Source organism: Kitasatospora sp. NPDC053308, from assembly GCF_055585785.1.
In genome coordinates this window covers 1-25639 of record NZ_JBVJJY010000022.1, presented here as the reverse complement: position 1 = coordinate 25639, position 25639 = coordinate 1, and the positions used below count along the sequence as shown (strand labels likewise).

The following is a 25639-nucleotide window of genomic DNA, read 5'->3' as shown; positions in this document are numbered from 1 at the left end:
GCCAGCCGCTCCCGGAAGGCGCCGGGCTCCAGTTGGAGGCAGCGGTCGGCGAGGTGGAGGAGGGCTGCGGTGGCCGGCGGCGGGGTCGGTGCGGCGCCGAAGGAGAAGGCCGCCCGGTTGCTGTAGCCCGTGGCCCGCTCCTCGGGGGTCATGAGCTGTTCCCGCGTGACGAGGAAGTCGTCCAGGGCCGACTCCAGCCCGGGCGGCATGTCCGGCTCGGCGCTGTTCGGCCAGGCGGCGAGCACGACCGCGGCGACCGTCCGCAGGTCGGAGAACGTGCTGACAGCGTCCGAGGGAGCCGCGGCCGGGTCCAGCAGGGCCAGCAGCCTGTTCTGCAGGTCCGCAGTCTCGGCGGTGAGCGCGGGTTGCGCCGGGTAGTGGCCGGGGTGGTCCAGGCGGAGACCGCAGAGCTCGCGCCGGTGGCGGCCCGGGTTGTTGCGGCACTGGGCGGGATGAAGCCCGCTGCTGGCCGCGGGGATCGACGCCTTCGGCGTCACCGGGTCGCCCATGCTCCCAGGACAGCACCGACCCTCGGTCCGCCGTACCAGATCACCGAAGTTGTTCGTAACTCACCGTGATCTGATCACTCCGCACCGGTGCACTCGCAAGGTAGCTTGCTCCACTCGCAACCTAGAACGCTCCATCACACCGCTTTGCGCTGCCCCGATCCGGCAAATGTGCGCCAAAATGTGCGATCCATAAGTGACTTTCACGCTAGAGTGTGTGATGTGGAGGTGAGGTTGTGACTGACGACCTGTTCGCGTCGATCGACGCGCTGCTGGCCCGGCCCCGGCCCGTGGACGACCTGCCGGTCCCGGCCGAGCGGGAGCGGCTGCGCAAGGCCGGCGACTACACCCAGGAGGAGCTGGCCGCGGCGCTGAAGACCCGCCGCGAGACGATCGTCAGGTGGGAAGCCGGGACGACGGAGCCCCGCCCGCCGAAGCGCGAGGTGTACATCCGGTTCCTCGCGACGCTGGCCCTGCAGCACGGCACGGTGGAGCCCACCGAGTGGCTGCACCGCGCGCAGGCCGCCGGCCTCGTGCGCACCGACGGCGACCAGGCGCCCGCTCCCGAGGCCCCCGCGCCCGCTGAAGCGGCGCAGCAGGCTGGCGTCCCTGCGGATCCGGTTCCGGTACCGGAGGCGTTCGCCGCCGATCCGGCCCCGGTGGCGCAGCCGGTGATGCTGGACCAGAATCCGGACGGCTCGCTGCTGATGGCCGTGCCCGCGCCGTGCGTGCAGTGCGGGCAGCCGTCGGTCTACCGTGCCCAGGGGATGCCCATGCATCTGGGCGGGTTCTGCCGCCCCGGCACCGTCCCGGCCGCCGCGCAGCCCGCCCCGGTTGTGGTGTCGCCGGAGCCGGCCTCCTCGGTCGCTCCGGTCGCTGCGCCCCGCCAGGCCGCTCCCGCGGCCGGTCCGGCGGCCGCGCCGCGCCGCGCGTCGTCGCGTCCGGCGACGTCCTCGCGGGCCCGGAAGGCCCCGGCGAAGAAGCCCGCCGCGGCGGAGAGGCCGTCCGACTGGGAGCAGGCCGCGGCTGCGCGCTTCCCGGCAGGTCCCCTCGCGGTGCTGGACGTTACCAAGGACGGCCGGTCCCTGGTCGCCTACCTCGCCGACGGCACCCAGGCGCCGACCGCGCCGTCCGGGCGCACGCTGGTCGACGTCGTCGAGTGGGCGCTGGAGGTGAAGCTCGGTCAGCCCCGGCTGCACCGGCACGGCAAGGACGGCGACGCCCTGGTCGTCCTCACCGACGCCGCCCTCGCCGAGCTCGGCCTGCCCCGGATGGGCCGGGACGAGAAGAAGGACTTCGTCCAGCGCCTGGGCCAGCTGCCGAAGACCCACAAGGCCGTCAAGCAGGTGGAGAAGGCCGGCTGGCTGCTCACCCAGCGCGGCCTGGGCCCGTGGGCGCGGATCTACCGCACCCCGGAAGACGGCAAGCGCCAGTGCGTGCAGCTCTGCATCCCCGCCTGGGGAGCGCTGGCCTCGGGCGGCTGGCAGATCCCCGACGGCCTCGGCGCCGCCAGCCTCGCCCGGCTGCTCGGCACCTACGCGAAGCGCGTCCTCACCCCGCGCGGCTCCACCGCCGTCTCCGGCCTCGAACTCGTCACCGCGCTGCGCCCGCCCACGAAGGCGGTGCGCACCGAAGCCGGCTGGACCTCCGGGCCGGTGGAGGGCTCCCGGCCGAAGGACGCCTTCGACCCGGCGCCGCCGGAGGTGCCGGACGTGCACCCGCTCGCCCAGGACCGGGGGCCGGGCGGCGAGCTGGTGACCGAGGCCTGGGACTGGCACCGCCCGCTCACCGACCAGGAAGCCGCTGCGCCGTTCGCGGTCGGCTTGGACGTCAACATGGCGTTCCTCGCCGCTGCCGGCCGCCTGACCCTGCCGCTGTCCGGCCCGGTCCACGAGCTGAAGCCGGTCTTCGACCCGAAGATCCCCGGGAGCTGGCTGGTCGACCTGTCCGGCGTCGACACGAACCCGCTGCTCCCCAGCCCGTTCACCGCGGACGGCTCCCGGCCAACCGGGCCGGCCTGGTACAGCACGGTGAAGCTGGCGTACGCCGTCGAGCTCGGCGCCCGGGTGCAGCCGCTGGAGGCGTGGCTGCGGTACGAGCACGGCCCCTACCTCGACCCGTGGCACAAGCACCTGCGCCAGGCGTACCTGGACACGATGGCCGCCCTCGGCGTCCCCCAGGACCTGGCCGACCGCGACCCCGTGGCGTTCCTGGACGCCATGGCCGGCCTCAAGACCACCGGCGACCCGGCCGAGCTCGCGGTGCTCACCGCGATCAAGCAGACCGCCAAGGGCACCATCGGCAAGATGCGCGAACGCCCCCGCGGCCACGGCTACAAGCCCGGCGAACGCTGGGCCGCCCTGGAACGGCCGACCTGGGACCCGCTGATGCGCGCCCTGGTCATCGACACCGCCACCGTCAACCTCCACCGCAAACTCCGCCGCGTGGCCGCCGACACCGGCCTGCACGCCTTCGCCGTCCTCTCCGACTGCGCCGTCTTCGCCGCCCCCGGCCCCGGCGCCCTGAACATCCTCACCAAGCCGGACGGCACCCTCACCACCGCGCTGCGCCTCGGGGTGTCGCCGGGGATGGTGAAGTTCGAGGGCTCCCGGCCGATCGCGGAGGTGCTGGAGCTGATCGCCGACGACGCGAACCCGGCCCGGCACATCAAGACCGGCGGACAGGTGTCCGCCGACGAGTAGAACGCCCTGCTCCGTCCGGCCCGTCGCTCGCACCGGCCGGACGGAGCAGTCAGGGCGCGCGCTCTTCGGGCCCGACATCCACGCCGCTCGCGACTGTGAGATTCAGTTGGCAAGTGTCGCTTCTTATTAGCCAAGTAATATCGGAACTTATAGAGTGTTTCCTGTCAGTTGCAACTGAATCTGCTGGGTCGGGAGGGGGTCTGCTCGTGGATCTTGAAGCGTTGAGAGCCGAACTGCACCGGGCGGTCGACGCGATCGTCGACCGCCATCTGAACGGCGAAACGGACAGCGACAGGCCGAAGGAACAGGTCTCCGCGGCCGGAGAGCCCTACACCGAGTGGTACTACCGATGGCCCGGCGGGACCAAGGAGACCTTCCACCAGGCGCAGGAGTACGAGGTCGACGGCGACAGCGGACGCCACCGAGTCGTCGTCGCCTGGGCCCGGCGATACGCGTGGGGACGGGATCGGCTCAGGGCGATCGTCTTCCTGAAGCTGAAGAAGGAAGGCACCTACTACCCGCTCACCGAGTTCGTCGAGACCGACGACGACCGCTTCGCCGCAACCATCCCCCGCCCCGGCAACGCCCGCGCCCAGCTGCGCGCCGACGACCCGACGCCGGAGCGGCTCCGCGGCCACGTCCTGGAGCGCGCCGATGCGCTTTTCACGACGATCGCCAACAGCTCCGCCGTGCGGCTGGTCCTCGAGAAGGACGACGAAGAGGAGATGGTCCGGCACGCCTACTGGGTCGCCTCGGAACGCCACCGCTTCTAAGCGGCCCCGGCCGCCGGCCCAGCCCGGCAGGCCGCCCGCTCCACCATCCCGCGACACGACGCCGTCCCCGCCGGGACGACAGGAAGGACTTGATGCCCCATGAGCCGGGAGATCGACGAGGGCCTGGAGCGCGCCGAGCGCACCCGCCCCATCCCGGTCCACCTCAATACCCGGGTCAAGTTCCTGTGGGAGAAGGTCGCCAAGAACGACACCAAGCGCCTCGCCCAGGTGGCCGGCGTCTCGGTGCGCACCGCCCAGCGCTGGGCTCACGCCCTCCAGGCCGTGGCCGCCGGCGAGCTGACCGGCGACATCCCCATGACCAAGGCCAACGCCGCGAAGATCGAGAAGGCCGTCCGGGCGGCCTGGCAGCCGCGCGTGAAGAAGCGGGTGCGCCGCGACGCCGAACAGCGCGGCTTCATGCTCCACATCCAGGCGACCTTCGGCTACAGCGCCGCCGGCGGCTCCACCGACGACCCCCGCGAACGCATGATCACCCAGAAGATGCCCGGCTCGGTGGCCCAGCGCCTCTACGCCGCCCGCGACGCCGGAGCCGGCCAGGACGAGCAGGAGCGGATCCTCGCCGAAGGCCTGCGCGAGCACTACTTCAAGGACAACGGCCGCCGCGCCGCCGGGCTCGACGTCGAGCTCAACGACATCGCGTGGATGGACGTCGAGCTGTAGAACCATCCCCCAGCGGCCCCGTGTCGCCGAAACAGGGCCAACCCCGGCCGCCGAAAGGCGGCCGGGCTTTTTCATTTGCACGCCCAATTCACCGCCGACGGCGGTCGTGGGCGCTATGGTGTCGGGAGACCGTCCCGGCGGCCTTGCCGTACGGCGTCCAGGGCCGACTCCCCTGGAAGACGCCAGGCAGAAGAAGCCTGCTTCTCCGGCAGAGAACCCGTCCGCGTGCCAGCTCTTCCCGGTGCGCCGGAGTCGGCGGCGTGCCCGAACGGAAGACCGCATGGCCCACGACAAGCAGCAGCGCATGGCGAAGATCCTCGCCTTCTGCACCGGCAAGACCCACCAGCAGGCTCTCACCGCCATCCAGGGCGACGGCACCTGGCGCCCGCTGACGATCAGCGCCGAACTCAACGACGCCAGCGGATGGGACATCCGCATGGGCGGTAACGGCCTGCTGCGCACGTGCCCCGAGTGCGAGCTCGACTCCTTCGTCGACACCCGGCACGAAGTGATGCCCAAGAGCCTCGGTCCCGGCGCCGCCTGGTTCTGCTTCGCCTGCCTGTTCACCGCCGCCGACAACGACCTCGACGACTGCCAGTCGTGCGGCCGCCCCACCACCGATACCGAGCTGTCTGTGTGCGCGGTCTGCGTCAGTGAGTGGGGTTCCTGACCCCCTCGCCTCCAAACATCTGGGGTAAGTGGGTTTTACCCACTTGCCCCGAGTGGGTACGGTGGGTGGTACCGACAACGAACCACCCGGGGATGGCGAAGTCAGCCGCCCCCGCCGCGGAGGAACCCCGACATGACGATCACACAGAGCGAGGAGTTCGAGACAGTCGCTGAGACCGAAGTCGACAGCCGTGGCCGGGTGTCCCTCGGCCGGGCCGGTGCCAAGCCGGGCCGCCGTTACCGGGTGGAGTCCAACCCGGACGGTGTCCTGCTGCTGACTCCCGTCGTCTCCATCCCGGAGCGGGAGATGCAGGTGTGGACCGACCCACTGCTGGCCGAGCGCATCCGCGCCGGCATCGAGCAGGCGCAGCGCGGCGAGACCGTTGATCTCGGCGACTTCTCGGAGTACCTCGACCAGGAAGACGACGAGGACTGACACCACGGTGCACGTTCTGCGATTCACCGAAGACGCCGCCGAGACGCTGCGGCGCCTGGCGGTCGGGCCGAAGGCCGACCCGGTCAAGCTGAGGAAGGTCCGCAAGGCGCTCGCCCTGCTCCAGACCGACCCGCGCTACCCCGGCCTGCACTCCCACCAGTACGAGGCGTTCCCCGGGCACACCACGGAGAAGGTCTGGGACTCCTACGTGGAGAACCACAACCCGTCGGCCTGGCGGATCTACTGGATGTACGGGCCGGACGAGAAGAACGACCGGGGCGAGCCGGTCTCGGTGATCACGGTGCTGGTGATCGGCCCGCACCTGTAGACCCTGAGGCGGTTCCGGCCCCTGAACGGCGGGCCGGAACCGCCGTTCAGTCGGTCAGCTATCAGCTGCTGGAACGACCACACTCAGCCCTCCGCCGGCCGCCGGTCAGCCGCACTGCCGGCAGCGACTACCGCCTCACCGCCGACCACCGCCGGAGCCAATGGCGACCTTCCCGCAGCAGCTCGCCTTCGAGGACATCGTGGAACCAACGTCCTGAGACACCCACAGCTATTCAGTCCTGCCCCTGTCCCTCAGAACCGTCCTCACTCGTACCCCCGACCTTGCCACCAACGAAGACCACGCTCAGTGCGAGGGCGGCCACACCGCCCGCTGCCACCCACTTCATCCCTGTCCCCAGGAACTGCTTGCTCTCGCTGTCCTTCTCGTACACCTGCCGCACGTTCCGGTCGAGGCGGTCGTGGAGGGCCTCCCGCTGCTCCCAACTGAGGTCGTCCCGACCGAGGTCGGCCTGCAGGGCGTCTCGCTGGTCCTGCGAAGCCCGATAGAAGTGGTCCTGGCTGGTCTCATTGGCCGCGAGGGTGGACCTGTGGGCCTCGCTGACCGCATCGATGTTGGCCTTGCCCAGGTCCTTAAAGGCGGAGTACTGCTCGATGAGCTTGAGCTGCGCCTCGGTGGCCATCTCGGGCATCGCAGCCGCGAACTTGAGTACCTTGTTCTTGGAGAGGTTCCGCCAGGTCGATATCCCCAACTTCCGCTTCACTAGTGCTTCGTCCTCGCCGCGCATGCCCACTCCGTCCGCCGTCCAGTGACGCCTCCCGGATCCTAGTGGCGCCCTTCGCCCGGCACACCGCATGCCGGGTAGCCCCTGCGGCCTCCCGGCGTCGACGGTGCGCACCGCAAGGCCGGGCCGCCGGGCTGGCTCGTCCTGGCGGTCCGTAGCCGATCCCCGCCGACGCGAACCCGGCCCGCACATCAAGACCGGCGGCGTCGTCAGACAGCCTCCAGGCCGGGCACCCGCGTTCACGGCAGGCGGGGCTGGCCGGGATCCAGTGCACACGGCTCTGTGACCACGGTCGTTCACAAGCAGCTTCCTACAGTGTCCCGCTCGGCTTGAGGCGGCGGGTGTTTACACACACAGAAAAGAAAGCCACCCACCACCGCTGTCCCCGAGCCGGTCGGCTTCAAGAACTACGAGTCCTTCGTCGGTCTGGCCTTCGGCATCTGGATCGACGACTTCGAGAAGGATCTCGCCACCGCCATCGTCCGCCCCGCCGGCGGCTCCGTGTCGCCGAAACACCCCAGTCCTGGCCGTCTACTCGACGGCCAGGACTTTTTCACGCCCCACCACCGAATTCCCCGCACCGGAGAGTTGTAGGTCCTCCTGCCGGTGCACCCGACCAGCACGGCGCCTTGGTTGTCGCGGCTGGCTACGTCACCGGCCTGGTGCGCGGCATCGCCGCCACCTGGCAGGACTGGGCGGCTGGTGGCGTGCCCGGCATTTCCTGGACCACCACGCCGACTGGCTGGACGTGGTCACGGCGTACCCGCCTCCCGGCCGGAGCCCGACATCTCGAAGCCGTCGACGTAGCGGTTCGCCGATCCCCGGTCGAGCTTGACGCCGTAGGTGAGCAGTTCGGCGAGCAACGCTTCGGTGACAGCGTTGCGGCTACGCGTTTCGCCAGGACGCACTCGCATTCGGTAGAGCAACTCCAGGGCGTCCTTCTTCGTCGCACAGGCCACCAGCTGCTCACCCAGACCCTTCTCCTCGTCGGGCGCCCGAGCGGGCGGGACGGTTGCCGCCGACCCAGGACGAGCCGGCGCTGCCAGACGGCCCAGTTGGGCCTCGATCGCATGGAAGGCGACACCGGCCAGGGCGGCTTGCCCCAGCTGCATGCGTAGTTGGTCCTCCGCCTCAACCACGCTCTCGCAGGCGGCGATGAGGCGGTCCATGCTCATGACCAACTGGGCCTCGGCGTCCTCGGCCGTATTGTCGGAAGCTGTCACGACGGGCGAACGAGCCCGGTTTCGGGAAGTCACTGATTGCGCCCCCCCCGGCGGACGCCGGAGCGTGCGCACGCCGCCGTGGGAGCGTCCGGCACCGGAGAGCTCATGGCCCCGGGTGGCTTCACCGGTGTCGGCAACGGGTGAAACGGGTTCAGGCACGGATTTCGTGAAGCCGATCGCGAGGCCGCTACGGTCTGTTGTCAGTCCGATGGGGGCGTCGTCGGCCAACGACGTGTGTGCCAAGGTGGCGGGCATGGATTGGCAGTCTGAGAGCCCAGGCCTCTGGGCGTTCCTGGAGTCACTGCACCGCGGTGAGATTCTTTCTGGCACCGTCGCAGCGATCGAGCCGCCAACTCCCGGGATGGCATGTTCGCGGCCGAAGAATCGCAGGTCAAACCCCTGGCCCTCGTTGATCAGCAGGTCTAGTGTCTGCGCCACGGCGGCCCCACCACAGCACCACCGGGCCGCCGAGCAGAGCAGCAGCGCCATGCCCCCGGCGCAGCTGGCCTCCCACGGCCGGGCCCCGCGGACCACCCCCTGTCTCCCCGGGACCCGGCCGCTGCGCCGTGCGGCCTGGCTGCCCGACCTGGGACAGAGCGGAGACAACCCGTTGTCGGGCAGCGCTGGCGCCCCGCGGATCGCACCCATACGGATGGCCCTGTTGCGAGAACCCGGTGCGTCGGCGCGCTGGGGCAGCCGTCCCACGCGACAGTTCGGGGTCGTTAGTTGGTCGATCTGACCGCCCGATGCGAACGGGGACGGCGGAGAGGCGGGACATGAGGATCAAGGATCGCTGCTGGGTACTGCTGGCGCTTGCGGTGCCGCTGGTGAGCCCTTCCGGATGCTCTGGTGAGCCCTCGTCCAAGGCGCCGGGCAGTGCGGTGACGACCAGTGGAGTGGGCTCCGTCTCCACCAGTGGCGTCCCCGGCGCTGGTCCGACGATTACTGTGGGCGGCGCCGCCGAGTTCCCCAGTCAGTTCAGTGGGGAGCAGGGCACGACGATGTGGGTGCGGGTGAACGGGGTGACCTATGCCTCCAGCATCGCTGGCGAGAACGGAGCGTCTCCAAGCACGCCCAGCCGCGGCTTGTACTTGCTGGTCAATCTCACGGTGACGAACGTAGGGCCTGCAGCGGGCTACTTCACCGGTGCCAGCTTCCGCTGGACTTCCTCCAGCGGACAGACGATCGCTCAAACTGGCGTGATGATCCTGAACGCTGGTAAGGACTACGGCCAGGCGACCACAACGCTGCAGCCTGGGCAGCACGCCACCGGGACCGAGGCGTACGACGTCCCCTCGCGCGGAGGGCGACTCGACTACGAGATCTACTCGGGGCAGCCTCCGCTGTTGACCATCGCTCTCCCCTCCGGGTGAGCAAGCGGCCGGTACGTACGCCGTCGGCTGGGACACACCCGCTTGCGTCTTCGGTCCGTCGGAGCCGGGCGGCAATCAGACGGGCGAGATCGACTTCGACAAGGAGAACACGTTCCTGTGATTTAGGTCACAGGAACGGGCTTGATCGTGAAACGTTCCGCACGTTTCACGGCATGCTCTGAGCAGCGGATTTAGCGCTCTGACCTGCGCAAATGTGTGCCGCTTCCCGAAGCCCGGCTTTGTCGATCCTCTGTGATATCCCATCCGGCGGCTTTTGTGCCCGGAGCGGTCGATGGGCGGCGGAACTGTCGGAACCGGCGGATAGCCTCCTCGTACCTCGTGGGAGGAGCTCACCGGCCAACGCCCTAGGAAAGCCAGGTCGGCGAGCTCCCCCTCGCGAGGGCGTCCGCATCGATTCAGGAGGCCAACGCTCGTGAACAGTAACTCACCAGGGTCTGACAACCGTGGCCGGTCCGGTCGCCGCCGGACCCTCTGGGCCGCGTTCTACGCCACCGTCACCGGGGCGGTTGTTCTCGGTGTCGTGGATCAGAGCACGGCCTCGCTCGCGCTGGCCACTGCCGCCGGCCCACTCGGGATGACGGCCGCGGCAGCAACCCGCAGGTAGCCGACTTGATGGCGTCGCCCGGGCGACGCCATCAACCTGTCGGCTATGGCCCGCCGGGCGGCTGCCTCCGGCCGGCGTCCGACGGCGAAGCGGAACTACCGTGGGTCGACGCCCGCCTGGGTGGCGGCCTCCATCGTCGCGATGAGGACGGGCAGCTCTCGCGTCGGGTCGTTCAGCACCGTGGCGGGCAGGGCTGCGGCGAGTGCGCAGACCGCGATCAGCGTGACCCATTCGCCGGTCAGAGCGGTACGACCCGGACCACGCGCCGGTGGTGTTGCTCCCGGTGGCCGACGCCGCCGGCCTCGGTGATGCCGGCCGGGATCGCCCTCACCGGTACGGCGAGCGGCGCCGCCCCGCCTGTCCATCTCCTGGATGATCCTGGGCAGCCGACCGGAGCTGGGGGGATGGGTAGTGCCCCGCCCGGGGCTTCCCGGGCGGGGCGAACGCGCCTGGCCTGGACGGAGTCATCCTTCTAAGGCCCTGCGTCATGGGAGCTGGTGCAGTGAACTTTTGCCGAGTCGCACACCCGCTCCGGGTTTCCCTTCGGACAGCCTCTGCCCGCCGTCCCGGTGGCCGGGAGGAGCACAGTGATCGTCCGTGTCCCCGCACTGAAAGGCGCGGTGACATGTGTTCAGACGGGCCAGGCGTTAAGCGGCGTGAAGCCGAAGCGAGCGTGGTGATGTTCACAGCCGCCACTACAGAGTGTCGGCGTGTCGTCACTCGGACGGACGCGATGATGTGGAGCTGACCCCCGTGGCGCTCAGTGTCCATTGCCGAGTCGCGGACGCCCGGCGGGTCGCGCAGTACGCCCTTCCCTTCGTACAGCAGACAGGAACTGACCATGGGTCACACTCCTTCCTCCCGCCCCCGTCCCGGTGCACGGCCCGTCCGTGACCCGCGCGGCTCCCGCGGCCCCGGCCGCCCCGACCGCTGCGCCCACCGCAAGCCCGCCGCGGTGGATCCGCGCCGTCGTCCCGCGACGCGTCGTCCCGTAACGCGCCGCCCGGAGATGTGCCGCCGACCGGTCAACCGGCGCCTGCCGATCGCCCTGCGACCGGCCGGCCGTCCGGTCCCGCCGGCGCACCAGCGGGGGACTGCCGGTCGCCGGGCCATCACCCGGCAGACGGCAGCCGGGCGCCCGTACGAGATGACGCCGGTGCGGGCCGACGTGGCCCGCAGCGGTCCGCAGCCGTCGGTGTGGCCGTTCGTGGGAGCCGGCGGGGCCGTCGTGGTGATCGTGGTGTTCTGCGCCCTGGTCGCCCGCTGGAGCGCCGAGGGCACTATCGGGGTGCTCGGCGGCGCGGCCGCCGTCATGCTGCCGTTCGCGAGCCGCCACGATGCCTGACACCGGCACCCACACGGTCGCCGGCGTCTTCGGCGGGGCCGGGGTCATCCCCGGCCCCGCCGGGGGCACCCGGGCCGACGACATCACGCAGCTGATCCGCGAACAAGTGCCGAAAAGCGTGCGCGCACTGGCACGCGAGGGCATCAGGGGCGCGGACGCCGAGGACATCATCCAAGAAGCGCTCCTGGCGCTGCACAGGCACTGGGAAGAGGTCGAGCCGGAGAAACGGGCGGCGTACCTCGCTCTCACGGTGAAGACCAGGATGATCGACCACTTCCGCAAAGCGGCTCCGGTCCCGGTGGCCGAACTCCCCGACCTTCCCGGGGAGGACGACCCGATCGAGGCGTTCGTCGGACACGAACTCGTGGAGCGCGTCCTTCGCGACGTCGCCATGAACGCCGGACCCAGGCAGGCGCGGGTGATCCGGCTGGTCTACCTGGAACAGCGGTCGCTGCGCGAGATCGCTAAAGAGCTGGGCATCCCCCACGCGACGGCGCGTCGGTCCCTGGCCCGCGCCCAGATCGCTCTGGTCCAGTCGGCCACGAAGTTGGGGCTGCTCCACCAACCGTTGCCCCAGCCCGTGTCCAGGCCGGCACTGCGCCTGGCCCCGAAGCTGGCTGAGGACCCGCGGGTCGGACCGGCCGATGCGGGAGCCGAGCGGATCGCCGCGCTTGAGGCCGAGGTACGCCGACTGCGCGACGAGCTGCACCGCGCGCAAACCGCCGGACCTCGCCCCGGCAGCGGTTCCGCGGGCGGCGGCACTCCGTTCGGCCGAGGCCGGACCGCCCCCGGGGACGATCCCGAACCCGAGGACGCCGGCGCGGCCGCGGTCCGCCGCCACGAGGAGATGCAGCGCGAGTTCCTCGAACGGGAGATCGCCAGGCTGCCGCCCCAGCAGCAGCGCGTCATCCGCCTTACGCAACTGGGCAGCACGCCCGTCCAGATCGCGGAGCTCATGGGCATCACCCCAGGCTGTGCGAGGACGACGCTGTGCCACGCGCGCAAGCGCCTGATGAGCACGCTCAACCTGACGAAGGACCGCCTCACCGCGATCATGAAGCGGCCTTCGCTGAGGAGCGTCCGAGACCAGGACGGCCCCTGGCGCTCCGGCACCGCCGCCTAGATGCCGCTGGTGCCGGAACCGCCTGGCCGGCGGCTCCGGCACCAGCCACCTCTGCTTGCCAGTCTTGCAGCCACCGCTGCCCCAACTCCCCAATCTCCCCGGCCACGGCGGGCACCGGGCCTGCCCGTCGGTCGCCGCCCGAACCCGGCGGCGGCCCGCCGCCCCGCCGCCTGCGGGGGTGCGGCCGGTCAGGTGTGGCTGGTGCGGGTGAGCGCGTCGGTGAGGAGGCGGATGGCGGCTTCGGCGTCGGCGAGTTCGTCTTCGGTGGGCAGGACGGCGCCGAAGGATCTGCCGCCGGGGGCGTCGAGGGCGCGCCAGTGGAGGGCGGGGGAGAGGTGGCTGGTGGCGTCGGCGAGGAACCAGGCGAGGTGGCCGTGGGTGCGGGCGATGGCCAGGGCGAGGGCGGCGAGGGCCTCGCGCAGCGCGGCGATCCGCTCGATCCTGGCCAGCGTCTCGTGCGCCTTGGCGGGGCCGACGGCGTCCGCACCGGGAGCACCAGGCCGGTGTCCCACGCGTGGGACAACTGCGTCCCGGCTTCCCGGCCGACGGCGTCCTCGATCGCCTCGGCGGCCGCCGCCAGGTCCAGCAGCCGGTACGCCGTCGACCGGGACACCCCCGGTTCCCCGGCCGCGTACGCAGCCCACGACGGGTAGCCCAGCGCGGTCCACACCCGGCCGCGGTGCGCCGCGCGCACCCGCTCGGCCAGCACCAGGACGGCGGTGCGCACCTGCTCGACCGACTCGCGCAGCGCACCGGTCGAGCAGGTGCGCCTCGGCCTCGCCGACCGGGACGGCCGGCTCCTGGTGCCGCCGCTCGCCCACACCCTCCTCCTGCCCGCGGGCCGCCGCCCGAACCCGGCGCCGCTCCGCCGCTCCGCCGCTGAGGGCTGTCGAAGCAATGCCCGCCGACCTTGCGCAGTGGTGCTCGGCCCCTTGTGTCCGTCCGCCTCTTGCCCGACGATGCAGGACGAGTCCGCGTCCTGGTCCTAGTAGGCGGCTGACATGACCCCGCTCGATGACGCGCACGCGGTGGTGCGCGAGTACAGCACGACCTGGTACCGGCCGGTGACGAGCATGCCGCCGGGATTGGGCGAGGCGGTCTCCTGCGCCTACCTGCTCATGCGGGGGATCGACGAGATCGAGGACCACCCGTCGCTGGGCGCCGCAGACAAGTCCCTGTTGCTGCGCGGTGTCGGCCGGCTGCTGCAGACCCGGTTCACCGCGGACGACTTCGACGATCTCTTCCGGAACCATAGGGCTGTCCTTCCGGGGGTGACCCTGCGGATCGCGGAGTGGACGGCACTTCCTTCACCGGACATCGGGCCCCGCGTGTACGAGACGTTCGCCACCATGGCGGAACGGATGGCTCAGTGGGCCGAAGCCGGCTTCGAGGTCAGGACCGCCACCGAGCTCGACCGGTACACCTACGCGGTGTCCGGCACGCTCGTCCTGATGCTGTCCGACCTGTGGGCGTGGCACGACGGCACTCGCGCGCACCGGACCCTGGGCATCGCCTACGGACGAGCACTCCAGTGCGTCAACATCCTGGTCGACCGGGACGAGGACACCGACCGTGGCGTGGACTTCTGGCCCGACGGCTGGCGCACCGCTGACATGGTCGCCTACGCGCGCCGTGAACTGGCCGGCGCCGATGCCTACCTTGCCGCCCTGCCGCCAGGACCGGCCCGGACGTTCTGCTCCGAGCCACTCGAACGCGCGCACCAGGCCGTCCGGCGCACGGCCGGGCTTCGCGATGGAACGAACGACGCAGAAGGAGCCGGTGCATGACCTCCGGACAGCCAGGCATGGCACAGGGCAGTAGCGCGGCTGCAAGCGCGATCGCCGCCCAGCTGGTGATCCCCCGGATTACATTCACGGTGGCCGCCCGGCTTCACCCGGACGTCGCCGAGCTGGAGGAGCGCACGCTCGCGTGGCTGCGCGACTTCGGCATCATCGGCACTGACGCGGACGAGGAGTACCTGCGCCACTCCACGCTCGGCCGCACCTACGCGTGGATGATCCCCGAGGGCGACACGGAACGGGTGCTGATCGCGACCCAGTTCTGCATCTGGGCCACCATCCAGGACGACCGCTACACCGAGGGGCTCGGCCTCGCAGGCCGCACCACCGATCTCTCGGCACATCTGCTGGCCTGCGAGAGCATCGCCGAGGACCCGTCCGCGCCGGTGCCGCACAACACACCCATCGAGTGGGCTTACCGCGATCTGTTCCAGCGGATCGAACACGCAGCGACGCCTCAGCAGGTCCTGCGCATCCGCAAGGGCATGCTCCACTACAGCGTCGGAGCCGCCGCCGACGCCGTCTACGCCGAGCACCAGGCCGTCCCGCCAGTGGCCGAGTACCGGCGTATCCGGCACCTGATCGCCCACCTGCACCACCACTTCGTCCTCACGGAGGTCGCCCAGGGCTTCGAGATGCCAACGGCCCTCCTGCTCGACCCGGAGGTCCGGGAGGCAACCGATCTGGCGATCCGCATCATCGGCCTGACCAACGATGTCTACGGCTGCCCCCGCGACGTCGCCCGCAATCACATCGCCAACCTGCCCATGGTCCTCGCCCACCATCATGGCCACACCGTCCAGGAGGGCATCGACATCACCGCCGTCGAAGTCGAACGTGACACGGCCCGGTTCACCCAACTCGCCGCAGGCCTGCGCCGGCGCGGCTGCGATGTGATCGCCCGCTACCTGCGCGGGCTGGAGGACCAGATCGCCGGACACCTGGCTTGGCTCCACGAGACCGGACGATACGACATCGGCCTCTAACTTCATCTTTAACCTGTGCGGCGAGGTCGAGGGCTGCTGGCCTGCGGGTTCTTATTCGCTGATGACGTCTTGGTGTCCGGGTTTCCCGTCCCGGCCGCCCCGCCGCCGGCCGCCTGTCCCGCGGGCGGTCGGCGGCGGGCGCTGGGAGAAGGCGGCCTGGCCTACACCTCCGGACCGGCCGGGGACTGACCGGCCCCCGGCCGGGCGAAGGACGGCCCCATGGCTGCCGAGCCCCGCACCGCCGCCGTCCGGCGCCGCAGGTCGGCCTGGGCCGAATGAACTCCGCCGAGGGCAGCCAGCGAGCGCCCGGCGGCGAGACCGTCGAAGGCATCGGTGTGAGCGTGGCGAGCCGCAGCCTCGGCGGCTGTCACGGCGATGGTGTCGTCCGGATCGTTCACCGCCCAGGCGATCAGCGACTTCGCGTTCTCGTCCGTGTCGTGTGACGTGGCCTCGACGACGAGTGCCAGCCTGCACCCGGTGCAGGGCCGTGATCCCGACAGAGGTCTTGGGATGGGCCTCGATGGCTGGTGGGCGCAGAGTGGCACACGGAGTCTGGCGGGGAAGTGCGGGTGATGACCGGTGCGTACCGGCGGCTGGATCAGCAGCAAGGCACCGGCTGGAGGGAACTGGAAGGCTAACTCGTGCCCAGGCCGTGCCCGTCGCCGCGTCCGTCGTTCTGCCGCAGTCGGGCGCCGTCGCCGTGCTGTCGTAGTCGGCTGCGCGTGATGACCTGGGGGCGCCGCAGTTGACCCTGGGGTGTGGCGCATAGCCAATGTGATACAGGTCACGTTGGGATTCCCAAGATTCTTTGCCGGTCGCACCTGCCCCCAGGCCATGGAGGTGAAGGCTTGATTCGCAGTCACCGGCAAGGAGCCACAGGAGATGTCCCTCCTTCTCATCACCAACTTCAAGAACGACGAGGCGAGCGCACAGACTCTCGATGCTCTGGAAGCGGTCATCATCGAAAAACTGAACGGGGCCGCGGACTGGAGTGAGGGTCGGGCCCGCCTCGTCGTCTTCCCCCCGCCGGAGAACAGCACCGCACCGGACACCGCGCTGCGGACGATCACCATGCTCCGCGACACCCAGGACCAGTTGGCGGAGCACAACATCTACATGTTCCACTTCTGCACCCTCTGCAAGCTCTCCGGCGGCTGCAACAGCGAGGAGAAGCCATACAGCCAGGACAGTACGCGGCACTCCCCGGTGAACTTCATCGCCATGGTGCTGCTCAGACTGGCCGAGGCCATCCGTCTTGTTGAAACGATGCCGGCCACCCGCGAAGCCTTGACAGCTGCCCTGGTGGCCCGGAACGCGGCGATCGAGGGCGACGCCGCGGGCGTCGACGAATTCACCCGCAGTACGCTCGGCATCGCCCACCCCGAGCGGTGGCGCGAGGCGGTGACCGACGCTCTGCTCGGGGACTGGGTCGACCGACTGGGCACCTTCCTCACCGACCCGGAGCTGCTAGCCATCCTGCGCGCATATACCCATGCCGAACACCGACGGTGGCAGCCGCTGTGGGAGCGCAAGGCCTGTGGAGCCCGGGTCAGGATGGCCGGTGTGACGGTCGCGGACGGCATCACGCTCCAGGAGGCCCTGGCCGACCACCGCTCAGCCGAAGACCTCGCACTGTCCAGGGAAATCGGCGATGAGCGCATCCGCGCGGTGCTGCGCAGCCTTGACACGGTCGAGGCTGCGGTCGCGGGGGTGTACGCCGAGGGCATCGGCGCGTGGCCGGACGCTGCCAGGGCCACCGGGAACACCGAGCAGTTCGGTGATCGGGTCCGCCGCAAGCTCCGCCGACTCGGCGACCGCCACACCCAGCGCGCGATGGCGGCGGCTCGATGAACGAGATCCTGTACGCGGCCCTGCCCAGCTTCCTCGGCGGACTCGCCACCGCGCTCGTCGTTACGGCGTCCGCAGCCGCGAACCGCTCCGTCCGATCCCGGCTCAAGCAGTACGGGGCCGCGTACCGCTCCGTCCGATCCCGGCTCAAGCTGTAGATGCCTGACGCCCCGCCGCCTCGGATACCCCGGTGATCTCCGAGGCGCTAACCCATCCAGGCCGGTCAGCCGGAGCGGCCGGGGCAGGGAGAGAAGACGTAACTCACCCCCAATTTGTCCGTCAGTGCTGCATCCGGTGCCCGCGCGGGCCAGCACCGCGAGCACGCGCACCTGCTCGGCTCCTGCCGTTCGCGGGCCACCTCCTCCATCTGCCGCTGCCAGGGCTTGTTCGGTGTGGGTAGCGTGGCCGGCGGCGGCGCGGCGGGTCAGGTCGTTGAGGGCCTGGGCGAGGTCGGCTTCGTGGTCGTGGTCTCCGCGGCGGTGGGGGTTCTCCTCGGCGGCCAGCTGCAGGTTCGCCTGGCCGCCTTCGGCCGTTGTGCCGCCTGTCGCCTGCCCGCTGGATTGCCTGCCCCGGTCGTGGTTCGGCCGTTGTGTCGCCGGCGCGCCGTCGTCCGGCCGCCCGCCGCCGCTGGGTCGCCGTCGCTGCCGGCCCAGGGCCTTCGTTGTGCCGCTGCCGTGCCGCGGTCCACGGCCTGCCTGTGCCCGGCCGGCTGGCCGTTCGCCGTCGTGCGGGTCGCTTGGGTCACTGCTGGGCAAGGTCCCGCCCGAGTTCCTGATCGACGGGCGCCCGAGGGCGATGGCCGTCTGTGGCCTGCCGCTGGCCGTTGTGCCGCCGTCCGTTTGCCGTCGTGGCTGCTGCCGGGTCGCTGCGTCCGGCCAGGTCCTGGCAGCGGCTGGTCTTCCGGTCCCGGCGTCTTCGCGGCCGCTGCTCTGCCTGCGGCCGGGCGCCGGGGGCATCGTGCGGCTGCTGCTCGTAGCTGCGCAGCCAGGCAGGGTACTGGGGGCCGTCCGAGCGATAGAGCGACCGGCCACGGTGTGGTGACGGGCCGCGTAGCGATCCTGTGAAAGCCGTCGCCGGCAAGGAGAGCGTCCCTACCCTGTTTCCCACCGCACCGCGATGATCCGCGGCGAGGGACCGGAGTTGGGGGAACAATGGCAGCGCAGGCACGGCCCGGCACGGTGATCGGCGGACGCTACACCCTGGCCCGTCCGCTCGGTGCCGGCGGCTTCGGCCAGGTCTGGCAGGCGCACGATCCGGTGCTCGGGGTGGACGTCGCGGTCAAACAGGTACGCCTCGACGGGGCGCTGCCCGACGAGGCCCGCGCGGAACTGCTGGCCCGCGCCGCCCGCGAGGCCCGGAACGCCGCCCGGCTGCGCGACCACCCGCACATCGTCACCGTGTACGACGTCGTCGAGGTCGACGAAGGCCGGTGGCGCGTCCCCTGGATCGTCATGCAGTGGGTCGACGGGCACTCCCTCGCCGAGGAGTTGAAGCGCGACGGGCCGCTGGACCCGGAGCGGGCGGTCCGGGTCGCCGAGGCGCTGCTCGGCGCACTGGACGCCGCGCACCGGGCCGGCGTCGTGCACCGCGACTTCAAGCCGGCCAACGTGCTGCTCGCCGCGGACGGTTCGGTCCTGCTCGCCGACTTCGGTATCGCCGTCGCGCAGACCGACCCCCGGCTCACCCGCACCACCCTCGTCATCGGCTCGCCCGGCTACATGGCACCGGAACGCTGGCAGGGAGCCGAGAGCGACGGCCGCGCCGACCTCTTCTCGCTGGGCGTGACGCTGTACGAGGCGCTGGAGGGAGTCCTGCCGTTCCGCCCGGAGAACCGACCGCCGCGCTGACGGAGGAGCCGAGGCCTATGGAGCGGGCGGCTTGGCTGGCCCCGCTGCTCCTCGCCCTCCTGGAGAAGGATCCGGCCCGGCGCCCTACCGTGGACGCGGCACGGAAGCTGCTGGCGCCACCCTCCCGCGCTCCCGAGCGGAAGACGACGCCCTGGGAGCAAGTCCCGCCGGGGGATTCCGCGACGGTCACGAACAAGCAGTTCGAGATCGCGTGGTACTACTCCATCTCTGCGGGGAAGATCGGAGGGTACGCGGGCCTCGCGATCGGCGGGCTCCTCGCCGCCCTCACCTACCCGCTCCCGTCCTGAGCCTGGGGTCGCTGGAGCTCGTCGGCGACAACCGACTGAGGAACGCCATGCTGGGGGCCGCGATGCTCGGCGGCCTTCTCGGCTTCGTCCTCTGGCTGGTGGGCCTGATCGTCGGAGCCAAGTCCAAGTCGGACGTGGTCACCCTCGACGCGCACGGCCTCACCGTCAGCACCTGGCGGGGAGACCAGCAGCACCGCCTCACGGAGGACGGCGCCCTCGAACCGCACGGAGCGAAGACCTTCACCCTCCGGTGGGGCGCGCTGGAGCGCATTGCCGTCGAGCACCCGAAGGGGACGGGACTCGCCGCCATCGCTGTGTGGTTCCGTCCGGCCAACGAGCCCTCCGAGGCCTGGTGCACCAAGCATGGCGCCGAAGGACGGGAGGGCGGCGGCCTGTGGGTCTACCGGGACGACGCCATCAGCCCGCGCACTGTCGACCCCGAGCGGCTCCGCGACGCCCTGAAGCGTTACGCGAACGGGTTGTACGACGACCCGCACGACATCCCCGACCCTTGACCCCCGGCGCGGCCGGATTCGAGGCGAACCCCGCCCACCAGCGCGAGGACGCACAGCGAGTGCCGCGACGAGTTCCTTCCGGGCCCGGCGGTCTGCACGAAGCACGGTGTCCCGGTCGGGGACCGGCCCGATGACGTGCTTGCGCTCGGGTGCCGCGGATTCGACACGCCCGGGTCATGCTGGTGATGTATATCACGGACCGGCTGTCGGCTCGTCGCCGGGGCGAACACGCTGCCGGGGCAAGTGCCCGCCGCGATGGTGCTGGCACTGGCGCCGTCGGGGTTGTTCTGGGGTTGTTGCGCCCGGTAAACATTCCACCCGATCCCGGAGCGGTGCTCGACGGGCGGGTGATGTCGCTCCTGTGGAGCGGAAGTCTTGGCCTCCCGGTGGTGCGGGAGGCCGCCAAGGTGCGCTCAGGCAAGCGAGATCGACGCCTTGGACGGGAGCGGCGTGAAGCCGCCAACACCCATAGTGCACCACACGGCGGTGGGAACCAGCGGCTTCTGGCAGCCCGTAAGCCCGATCTCGTCTTGTTTTTTCTCGGAGAAACAACGCAAAGCCGACCTCGCTAAGCTGCAGGTTTCCGACGCGCTGTTGTTTCCGATCCCTACCGGGACAGGGCGGCGTGAAACATCAGATCAGCCCTGCGGCGGTTGTATCGCCCATATGCCTTGAATCGGACACATGTGTGACGCGGAGGCCGGCGACCTCCTCGCAGCGAACGCGACAGTCGGCGCATTGTGAGCCATCTCGGCCCAGTGCACAAGGGATTCGCCTCGATGCGCCTGCCGTAGCTCTTCAAGCGCTCCCGATCAGCCGATACCGATCAACTCAGCTGTAAATCAACGGATATGACGACAGCTCGGCATGCGGCACACTTAGGGAACGGCAGTGCCACGGCGCTGTCGCGCAGGCGCGCGAGAGGTGGTGCTCTCGCTCGGCCAGCACATCCAGCCGCTGAGGAAGTCGCCAGGCAAGCGAGATCGGAGGACGCCCACCCACACAGCCGTCGTGGCCGAGCGCGCCCGTGCTCGGCCACCTCCGGCCCCTGACCGCGGACACCTCCGCTCGCGGTCATCACCGCCTCCGCGCGCCCCCGCGCGCGGACCGCCCGGACGGGACACCACACGTTGAAGCTCAAGTTCCTGCACACACCGCAGGGCAGCGCCATCGGCGCAGCCATCTCCGGCTCCGTGGTCGGCTACATCGCCAACCACTACGGCATCGACGTCGAAGGAGCGTCGGCCATCGGCCTGGGATGGGGGGAGGCGCAGTTCCGCTACTACATGACCAAGTACGGGCACATCGCCTCGCCCACGACCAGCGACACCCCGGAGCGCACCGAAACCGTTACCGTGGCTGCCGAGCTGCCCGACGCCTCCCCGGCGCCCGAGATCCGCAGCCTGATCGCCGACCCCGACACCCTGGCCGCTCTGATGCGCCTGGAGCCGGGTGAGAGCATCACCATCACCCACACCACCCAGTACGTCAGGTCCAGGGTGAACCCGAACGCCGTCGTCCCCCTGCAGTCACCGCAACCGGTACCGTCTGCTGGCCTGCCGACCATCGAGAAGCTGGTTGATGGCCAGGCCTGAGAAACAGATCCCTGCGGGGTCACCCCCGGGGCTCGCCGCGCTCGCCGGCGAGCTCCGGGCTCTGCGTCACCAGAGTGGAAAGACCTTCGCCGAACTCTCCAAGGAATGCCACTTCTCGACCACCTCGCTCTCCCGCGCGGCTTCCGGCACAAGCCTGCCCAAGTGGGAAACTGTCGCAGCCTTCGTTCAGGCCTGCGACGCCGGTAGCGACCTCACCCAGTGGTTTGACATGTGGGACACCGCCCGTGGGTCAGTCGCCAGCTCCACAGTCGCCAAAGCCACCGATGACGCTGCCGACTCCGCCGTCCCCGGACAGCGCCCGCACCGCCGACAGACAGCACGCCCCGAAACCACCCCGCCCGCGCCCGCCGTCACCGACCTCGGCCTGCTCACGCTCGTCCGCCAGTTCGTCGACCACGACCGCACAGGACCCAGCGGCCCCATCCCCACCGCGCTGTCGCTCTGCACCACCCCCGAGGACTTCATCGGTGTCATGAAGGAACTCATGGACAGCCACAAACTCACCATCCGACAACTCCAGCAGCGAACCCGCGACACCTACGAGATCTCCGGAGAGACCTTCCAGCAACTCCTCGCCGGCCACCAACTACCCACCACCGAACTCCTTCACATCTTCCTGCGCGGCTGCGGTGTCAGCGACGCAGACACCATCGTGTGGCACGACACGGTCACCAGACTCAAGATCGCCCAACTGCGCCACCCACCCCGAACACCAAACGCCTCCAGCACCTTGCAGCTGCAATGGAACCGCCGACCGCGAATCGTCCCGGCGTTACCCGGGGCCAGGCCCTTCCGCGGCCTGGCACCGCGATACATAGCCGTCGCCGGAACGATCTGGGCAACCATCGGCATCGCCGCCGCCAACAGCCTGATGAGCTGGACCGACGCCATCACAATGGCGGTCGCCGGCACCATAGCGCTCGACTCGGTCTCCGGCCGTCGCTAACCGACCCACACCCCCGCCCACACCACCAAAGGGCGCCTCTGCCCAGCAGAGGCGCCCTTCCCCACGTCCGCGCAAACATCCTGCCCCCGAGGACCTACCAGGCCACCCCGAGCGCTTCCAGCTGCCCGAGCTGCTCGGCGGACAGCTTGTCCCGGCGGGCCTTGGTGTTGTTGACCCAGGCGCCCAGCGACAGCCCTTCGCTCGTCTTGTACGGGCGCGGAACCCGGGCGTGGCCCTCCCGCTCGACGAACTCCGCGAGGGCCGCCAGGTGGAGCTGGAACCGGTCCGCACGGGACAGCTTCGGCTTCGCCTCCACGGCCCGCTTCGCGGCGACCAGCTCCGGGTCCTCCTCGATGCCGATCGCCGCCAGCAGGTCCCGCTGGTCCTCCACCAGGTCCGGCCAGCCGGCCCGCTGTGCCTTCACCCAGCGGCCGAGCTGCTCGCCCTCGAACACGGTGTCCTCGGGCAGCGCGGCCCAGTCGACCTTGCCGTCGGCCTCCAGCCACCACTGCCGGGCGGTGGCGTAGACACGCTGCCAGGTGATCGCCCAGGCCGGGCACCACCAGGGGTCGATCTCCTCCAACGCGGCCCGCCGCTGCGGCGCGAGGGCGCCCGGCTGGTCAGCCGGCACCTGCGCGGCGGCCCGCAGCTCCGCCAGCCATGTCCCGATCGCGTACCCGCCGATCGAGGCCCGCGCCGGCGCCGCCAAAGAGCCCCCGTGGCCCTTCGCCCACACCCGCGCCCAGTCCAGCCCGGCCTCGAACCGCGCGTCGCTCACGGACCAGACCATCCCGAGCGCATCCAGCATCTCCACCCGGTGGCGCGCCAATTCACCCGCCGCGTGCTCGCTACGCCGGTCGGAGAGCCATTTCCCGAGCGGGAAACTCCCCTCTTCCCCGACCATCGCGGAATACGGGACATCGAGCCCGCCGGTCTCCTCGAACCACCGGCGGGCGTGGCTGATCCCCTCCCGCCAGAACTGGTTCTCACCCGTCAGCACCCGCGACGCGATGAACAGCGCCAGCACGTTCTCGTCCACCGGCACCTGGAACCGCACCGGCAGCGTGAACGCCCCCGACCCACCCGCGGCATCCTCAAAACCGCTCTCACCAGGCCCGACAGCCGCCTCGGCGCTGCGCCCCTTCGTCCGCTTGCCCGACTTCTGCGGCACCGCCAGGGCCTCGACCACCTTCGCGTCGTGGCTGCGCAGCGCAGTGAGGATCTTGACCAGCGGGCCGTAGGAGTCCGACTCCAGAATGTCACCCGGCTCCTCTCCAGGCTTGAGGAAGACCGGCACGATCAGGCTGGCGGTCTTTCCCTCGCCGGGCTGCATGCGCAGGGCCCTTCCGATGGCCTGGACGATATCCACCATGCTGCCCCGGCCCTGAAGGAGAACCGAATCCGCATTCGGCATGTCGACTCCCTCGCCCAGCACCCGGCAGTTGCTGAAAATCCGATGCTTGAGCCCGTCGTCCTCATTGCCCTTCCCGAAGTCACTGATGAGCTCCTTGCGGTAGTCGATCCCATGTTCACCGGAGAGCCACTGCGCCCAGAACTCCGCCGGGTACTTCGCGGGATTTTCGAAGTGCAGCTTCTCGACCGTCTGGTTCAGCGTCTCCGAGAAATAGCGAGCCTCGATCGTGCGGTTATGGAACGTGATGCAGCGCTCCAACCCCCGCTCCACCACCGTCTTGACCAGCCCGGCCTGGATGGCCGCGATGCGCGCGGCCGGCACCTCGTCCTCACTGCCGTCCTCGGCTTCCCCGACCCCCGGGCCCCACGGCACGCCCTGCCGCTCGGCGCCCTTCCGGTCGCCGAGCGGGTCGCGCAGTTCCAGGACCACGATCTCGAACGGGGCGAGCAGCTTGCGGTCGATCGCCTCGGCCAGACCCAGGGAGTACACGTGCGGGCCGTAGATCCGCTGGTCGTCCATGGACACCGCCAGCTCCTCCGGCAGCGGCTGAAGGGCGTCCTCACGCCGCCGCATGGCACTGCTGGGCGGCGCCCAGATCCGGGGGTGGCGGTCATGTAGAGCCGGCGGTCGGCGGGGATGGCGCCCTGGTCGTGCACCACCGTCCAGGTCTTCTCGACACTGCCGGAGGAACGGTGCGCCTCGTCACAGACCATCAGTCCGAGAGGGGGCAGCAGCTCGCCCTCGCGGGCGGCCCAGTGCCCGTAGGCGTCCGCCACGGCACCGACCGAGGTATAGGTCGCGAACAGCGTGGCCGGCCGGCGGTGCTTGGCCGCGTGGGAAAGCCACATGCCGATCATCAGCGGGCTGGTGGTAGCCCTTACCCCGTACGGCAGCTCGGAGTCGACCAGAGAACAGACGGCGTGCATGTCCCCGGCGCGGCCGGCTGCCCGCCACGAGCCAATCATCTGCACCAGCAGGTCCAGCGTCGGCACCACGACCAGGACCACGCCGCGGGGCACGAGCTTCTGCCCGGCCGCCGCGCCGACGTACGACTTGCCGGACCCGGTGGCCATCTGCACAGTCACCCGCAGCCCGTTGGACGGCACCGGGTGTCCCGGACGGGGCGTCAGGCCCCGCACGATGGCCTCCAGGGCCTCCTCCTGGTGCCCGCGCAGCGAGATTCCGGCGGCAGACTGAGCGGTCGTCAGGCCCGGCTTTACGACGTTCACGAAGACTTGTCTCCCTCATCCATTCCCGAGCCCACACCAGGGACCGCGCGGGAAATTCTGACAGTGCCTTACTGATACATTCGACGGACCGGCGAAGAAATCCAGCAGCCCGGAACACGAGCCCGATTGAAGCGGCTATCCGGCAGGATATCAGCACCGGTCACGATTTCCGGCGAATGCGGAAAATGCAGGGCGGGCACCTCGGTTCCGGCGGGTTCGCCTGGCAGGCCAAGACTGATACACGGAGACCGTTGCCCACCCTGCCAGGGTAGCGCACCCCCACGCGCCGAGGCGCCCGAATCGCGGTCTAGGCCGTGGACTAGACCAATATGGAGGGGAGTGAAGCCGACCCGCACGCGCCCCCAGTGCGAACCCCTCTCCTAGTCAGCCTGCGGTGAGCTCAACCAAAGTTCCAGTTCCACCGCTTGATCGGGCATCAGCCCACCGGCACCATGGAGCGAAGCGGAGTGGTGCCGGCCCGAGCGCGAAGCGCCGGGCCCACCCGGGCGAAGCCCGGGTGCGGACACGCGGAGCGGGTCCGCCCACCGCCCGAAGGGCGGTGGCGAACGGAGGGCCGAAGGCCCGTAGGGACCCGCTCCGCGGGG

At 70.4% G+C, this 25639-nt stretch carries 22 protein-coding genes and 2 pseudogenes; 19 read left to right on the top strand and 5 right to left on the bottom strand.

Features of this window, described 5'->3' with window-relative positions:
• Positions 1 to 742: 742 nt before the first annotated feature.
• The 6 genes from tap to ACZ6Y7_RS32500 all read left to right on the top strand — a co-directional run bounded on the left by tap (position 743) and on the right by ACZ6Y7_RS32500 (position 6095).
• Entirely contained in the window at positions 743 to 3208 is a 2466-nt protein-coding gene (tap, locus tag ACZ6Y7_RS32525; RefSeq protein WP_465761528.1) for a telomere-associated protein Tap, read from the top strand.
• A 221-nt stretch (positions 3209 to 3429) separates the two neighbouring features.
• Positions 3430 to 3981, top strand: coding sequence for a hypothetical protein (locus ACZ6Y7_RS32520; protein ID WP_465761527.1), 552 nt, complete (start codon positions 3430 to 3432; stop codon positions 3979 to 3981).
• A 99-nt stretch (positions 3982 to 4080) separates the two neighbouring features.
• Entirely contained in the window at positions 4081 to 4662 is a 582-nt protein-coding gene (tpg, locus tag ACZ6Y7_RS32515) for a telomere-protecting terminal protein Tpg (protein WP_465761526.1), read from the top strand.
• 280 nt (positions 4663 to 4942) lie between these two features.
• Positions 4943 to 5332, top strand: a complete 390-nt coding sequence (locus ACZ6Y7_RS32510; protein WP_465761525.1) for a hypothetical protein — start codon at positions 4943 to 4945, stop codon at positions 5330 to 5332.
• Positions 5333 to 5464: 132 nt separating this feature from the next.
• Entirely contained in the window at positions 5465 to 5767 is a 303-nt protein-coding gene (locus ACZ6Y7_RS32505) for a hypothetical protein (protein WP_465761524.1), read from the top strand.
• Positions 5768 to 5774: 7 nt separating this feature from the next.
• A complete protein-coding gene (locus ACZ6Y7_RS32500; RefSeq protein ID WP_465761523.1) occupies positions 5775 to 6095 on the top strand; it encodes a hypothetical protein in 321 nt (106 codons plus the stop codon).
• Positions 6096 to 6327: 232 nt separating this feature from the next.
• Here the strand turns inward: ACZ6Y7_RS32500 and ACZ6Y7_RS32495 are convergent, their stop codons facing one another.
• Both ACZ6Y7_RS32495 and ACZ6Y7_RS32490 read right to left on the bottom strand, forming a co-directional pair.
• Entirely contained in the window at positions 6328 to 6840 is a 513-nt protein-coding gene (locus ACZ6Y7_RS32495; RefSeq protein ID WP_465761522.1) for a hypothetical protein, read from the bottom strand.
• Positions 6841 to 7589: 749 nt separating this feature from the next.
• Complete coding sequence (locus tag ACZ6Y7_RS32490) at positions 7590 to 8315, bottom strand: hypothetical protein (protein WP_465761521.1); 726 nt, start codon at positions 8313 to 8315, stop codon at positions 7590 to 7592.
• Here ACZ6Y7_RS32490 and ACZ6Y7_RS32485 point away from each other — a divergent pair.
• From ACZ6Y7_RS32485 to ACZ6Y7_RS32470, 4 genes and pseudogenes are all read left to right on the top strand, one after another.
• A pseudogene (locus ACZ6Y7_RS32485) lies at positions 8314 to 8406 on the top strand (S1 RNA-binding domain-containing protein); the annotation flags it as partial. The gene ACZ6Y7_RS32490 and the pseudogene ACZ6Y7_RS32485 overlap by 2 nt on opposite strands.
• A 430-nt stretch (positions 8407 to 8836) precedes the next feature.
• Positions 8837 to 9433, top strand: coding sequence for a DUF4352 domain-containing protein (locus tag ACZ6Y7_RS32480; RefSeq protein ID WP_465761520.1), 597 nt, complete (start codon positions 8837 to 8839; stop codon positions 9431 to 9433).
• Positions 9434 to 11214: 1781 nt separating this feature from the next.
• Positions 11215 to 11403 (top strand): hypothetical protein, encoded by a 189-nt coding sequence (locus ACZ6Y7_RS32475; protein ID WP_465761519.1) that lies wholly within the window; start codon positions 11215 to 11217, stop codon positions 11401 to 11403.
• Positions 11396 to 12526 carry a sigma-70 family RNA polymerase sigma factor gene (locus ACZ6Y7_RS32470; protein WP_465761518.1) on the top strand — a complete coding sequence of 377 codons (1131 nt, stop codon included), beginning with the start codon at positions 11396 to 11398 and terminating at the stop codon, positions 12524 to 12526. Before ACZ6Y7_RS32475 ends, ACZ6Y7_RS32470 begins: the two co-directional genes overlap by 8 nt.
• A 188-nt stretch (positions 12527 to 12714) precedes the next feature.
• Here the strand turns inward: ACZ6Y7_RS32470 and ACZ6Y7_RS32465 are convergent, their stop codons facing one another.
• Positions 12715 to 13038: a hypothetical protein gene (locus ACZ6Y7_RS32465; protein ID WP_465761517.1), complete on the bottom strand. Its 324-nt coding sequence runs from the start codon at positions 13036 to 13038 to the stop codon at positions 12715 to 12717.
• Positions 13039 to 13527: 489 nt separating this feature from the next.
• On the opposite strand from ACZ6Y7_RS32465, the gene ACZ6Y7_RS32460 reads away from it, so the two are divergent.
• The 9 genes from ACZ6Y7_RS32460 to ACZ6Y7_RS32420 all read left to right on the top strand — a co-directional run bounded on the left by ACZ6Y7_RS32460 (position 13528) and on the right by ACZ6Y7_RS32420 (position 22391).
• Positions 13528 to 14313 carry a squalene/phytoene synthase family protein gene (locus ACZ6Y7_RS32460; protein WP_465761516.1) on the top strand — a complete coding sequence of 262 codons (786 nt, stop codon included), beginning with the start codon at positions 13528 to 13530 and terminating at the stop codon, positions 14311 to 14313.
• Positions 14314 to 14330: 17 nt separating this feature from the next.
• Positions 14331 to 15311 (top strand): terpene synthase family protein, encoded by a 981-nt coding sequence (locus ACZ6Y7_RS32455; protein ID WP_465761515.1) that lies wholly within the window; start codon positions 14331 to 14333, stop codon positions 15309 to 15311.
• An 882-nt stretch (positions 15312 to 16193) separates the two neighbouring features.
• Positions 16194 to 17162 carry a hypothetical protein gene (locus ACZ6Y7_RS32450; RefSeq protein ID WP_465761514.1) on the top strand — a complete coding sequence of 323 codons (969 nt, stop codon included), beginning with the start codon at positions 16194 to 16196 and terminating at the stop codon, positions 17160 to 17162.
• The gene (locus tag ACZ6Y7_RS32445; protein ID WP_465761513.1) at positions 17159 to 17317 is read left to right on the top strand and encodes a hypothetical protein; all 159 of its coding nucleotides are present in this window, start codon (positions 17159 to 17161) and stop codon (positions 17315 to 17317) included. The genes ACZ6Y7_RS32450 and ACZ6Y7_RS32445 overlap by 4 nt, the downstream gene beginning before the upstream one ends.
• 993 nt (positions 17318 to 18310) lie before the next feature.
• Positions 18311 to 19006, top strand: coding sequence for a serine/threonine-protein kinase (locus ACZ6Y7_RS32440; RefSeq protein ID WP_465761512.1), 696 nt, complete (start codon positions 18311 to 18313; stop codon positions 19004 to 19006).
• Between the two features lie 17 nt (positions 19007 to 19023).
• Positions 19024 to 19314: a hypothetical protein gene (locus ACZ6Y7_RS32435; protein ID WP_465761511.1), complete on the top strand. Its 291-nt coding sequence runs from the start codon at positions 19024 to 19026 to the stop codon at positions 19312 to 19314.
• 47 nt (positions 19315 to 19361) lie between these two features.
• Entirely contained in the window at positions 19362 to 19829 is a 468-nt protein-coding gene (locus tag ACZ6Y7_RS32430; protein WP_465761510.1) for a hypothetical protein, read from the top strand.
• A gap of 1130 nt (positions 19830 to 20959) precedes the next feature.
• Positions 20960 to 21424 (top strand): hypothetical protein, encoded by a 465-nt coding sequence (locus tag ACZ6Y7_RS32425; RefSeq protein WP_465761509.1) that lies wholly within the window; start codon positions 20960 to 20962, stop codon positions 21422 to 21424.
• On the top strand, positions 21411 to 22391 hold the full coding sequence (locus ACZ6Y7_RS32420; RefSeq protein WP_465761508.1) for a helix-turn-helix domain-containing protein: 981 nt from the start codon (positions 21411 to 21413) through the stop codon (positions 22389 to 22391). The genes ACZ6Y7_RS32425 and ACZ6Y7_RS32420 overlap by 14 nt, the downstream gene beginning before the upstream one ends.
• Before the next feature lie 94 nt (positions 22392 to 22485).
• On the opposite strand, the gene ACZ6Y7_RS32415 is transcribed toward ACZ6Y7_RS32420, so the two are convergent.
• Both ACZ6Y7_RS32415 and ACZ6Y7_RS32410 read right to left on the bottom strand, forming a co-directional pair.
• Complete coding sequence (locus ACZ6Y7_RS32415; protein ID WP_465761507.1) at positions 22486 to 24324, bottom strand: helicase associated domain-containing protein; 1839 nt, start codon at positions 24322 to 24324, stop codon at positions 22486 to 22488.
• Positions 24325 to 24413: 89 nt separating this feature from the next.
• Positions 24414 to 25034: pseudogene (locus ACZ6Y7_RS32410) on the bottom strand (DEAD/DEAH box helicase family protein); the annotation flags it as partial.
• Positions 25035 to 25639: the final 605 nt, after the last annotated feature.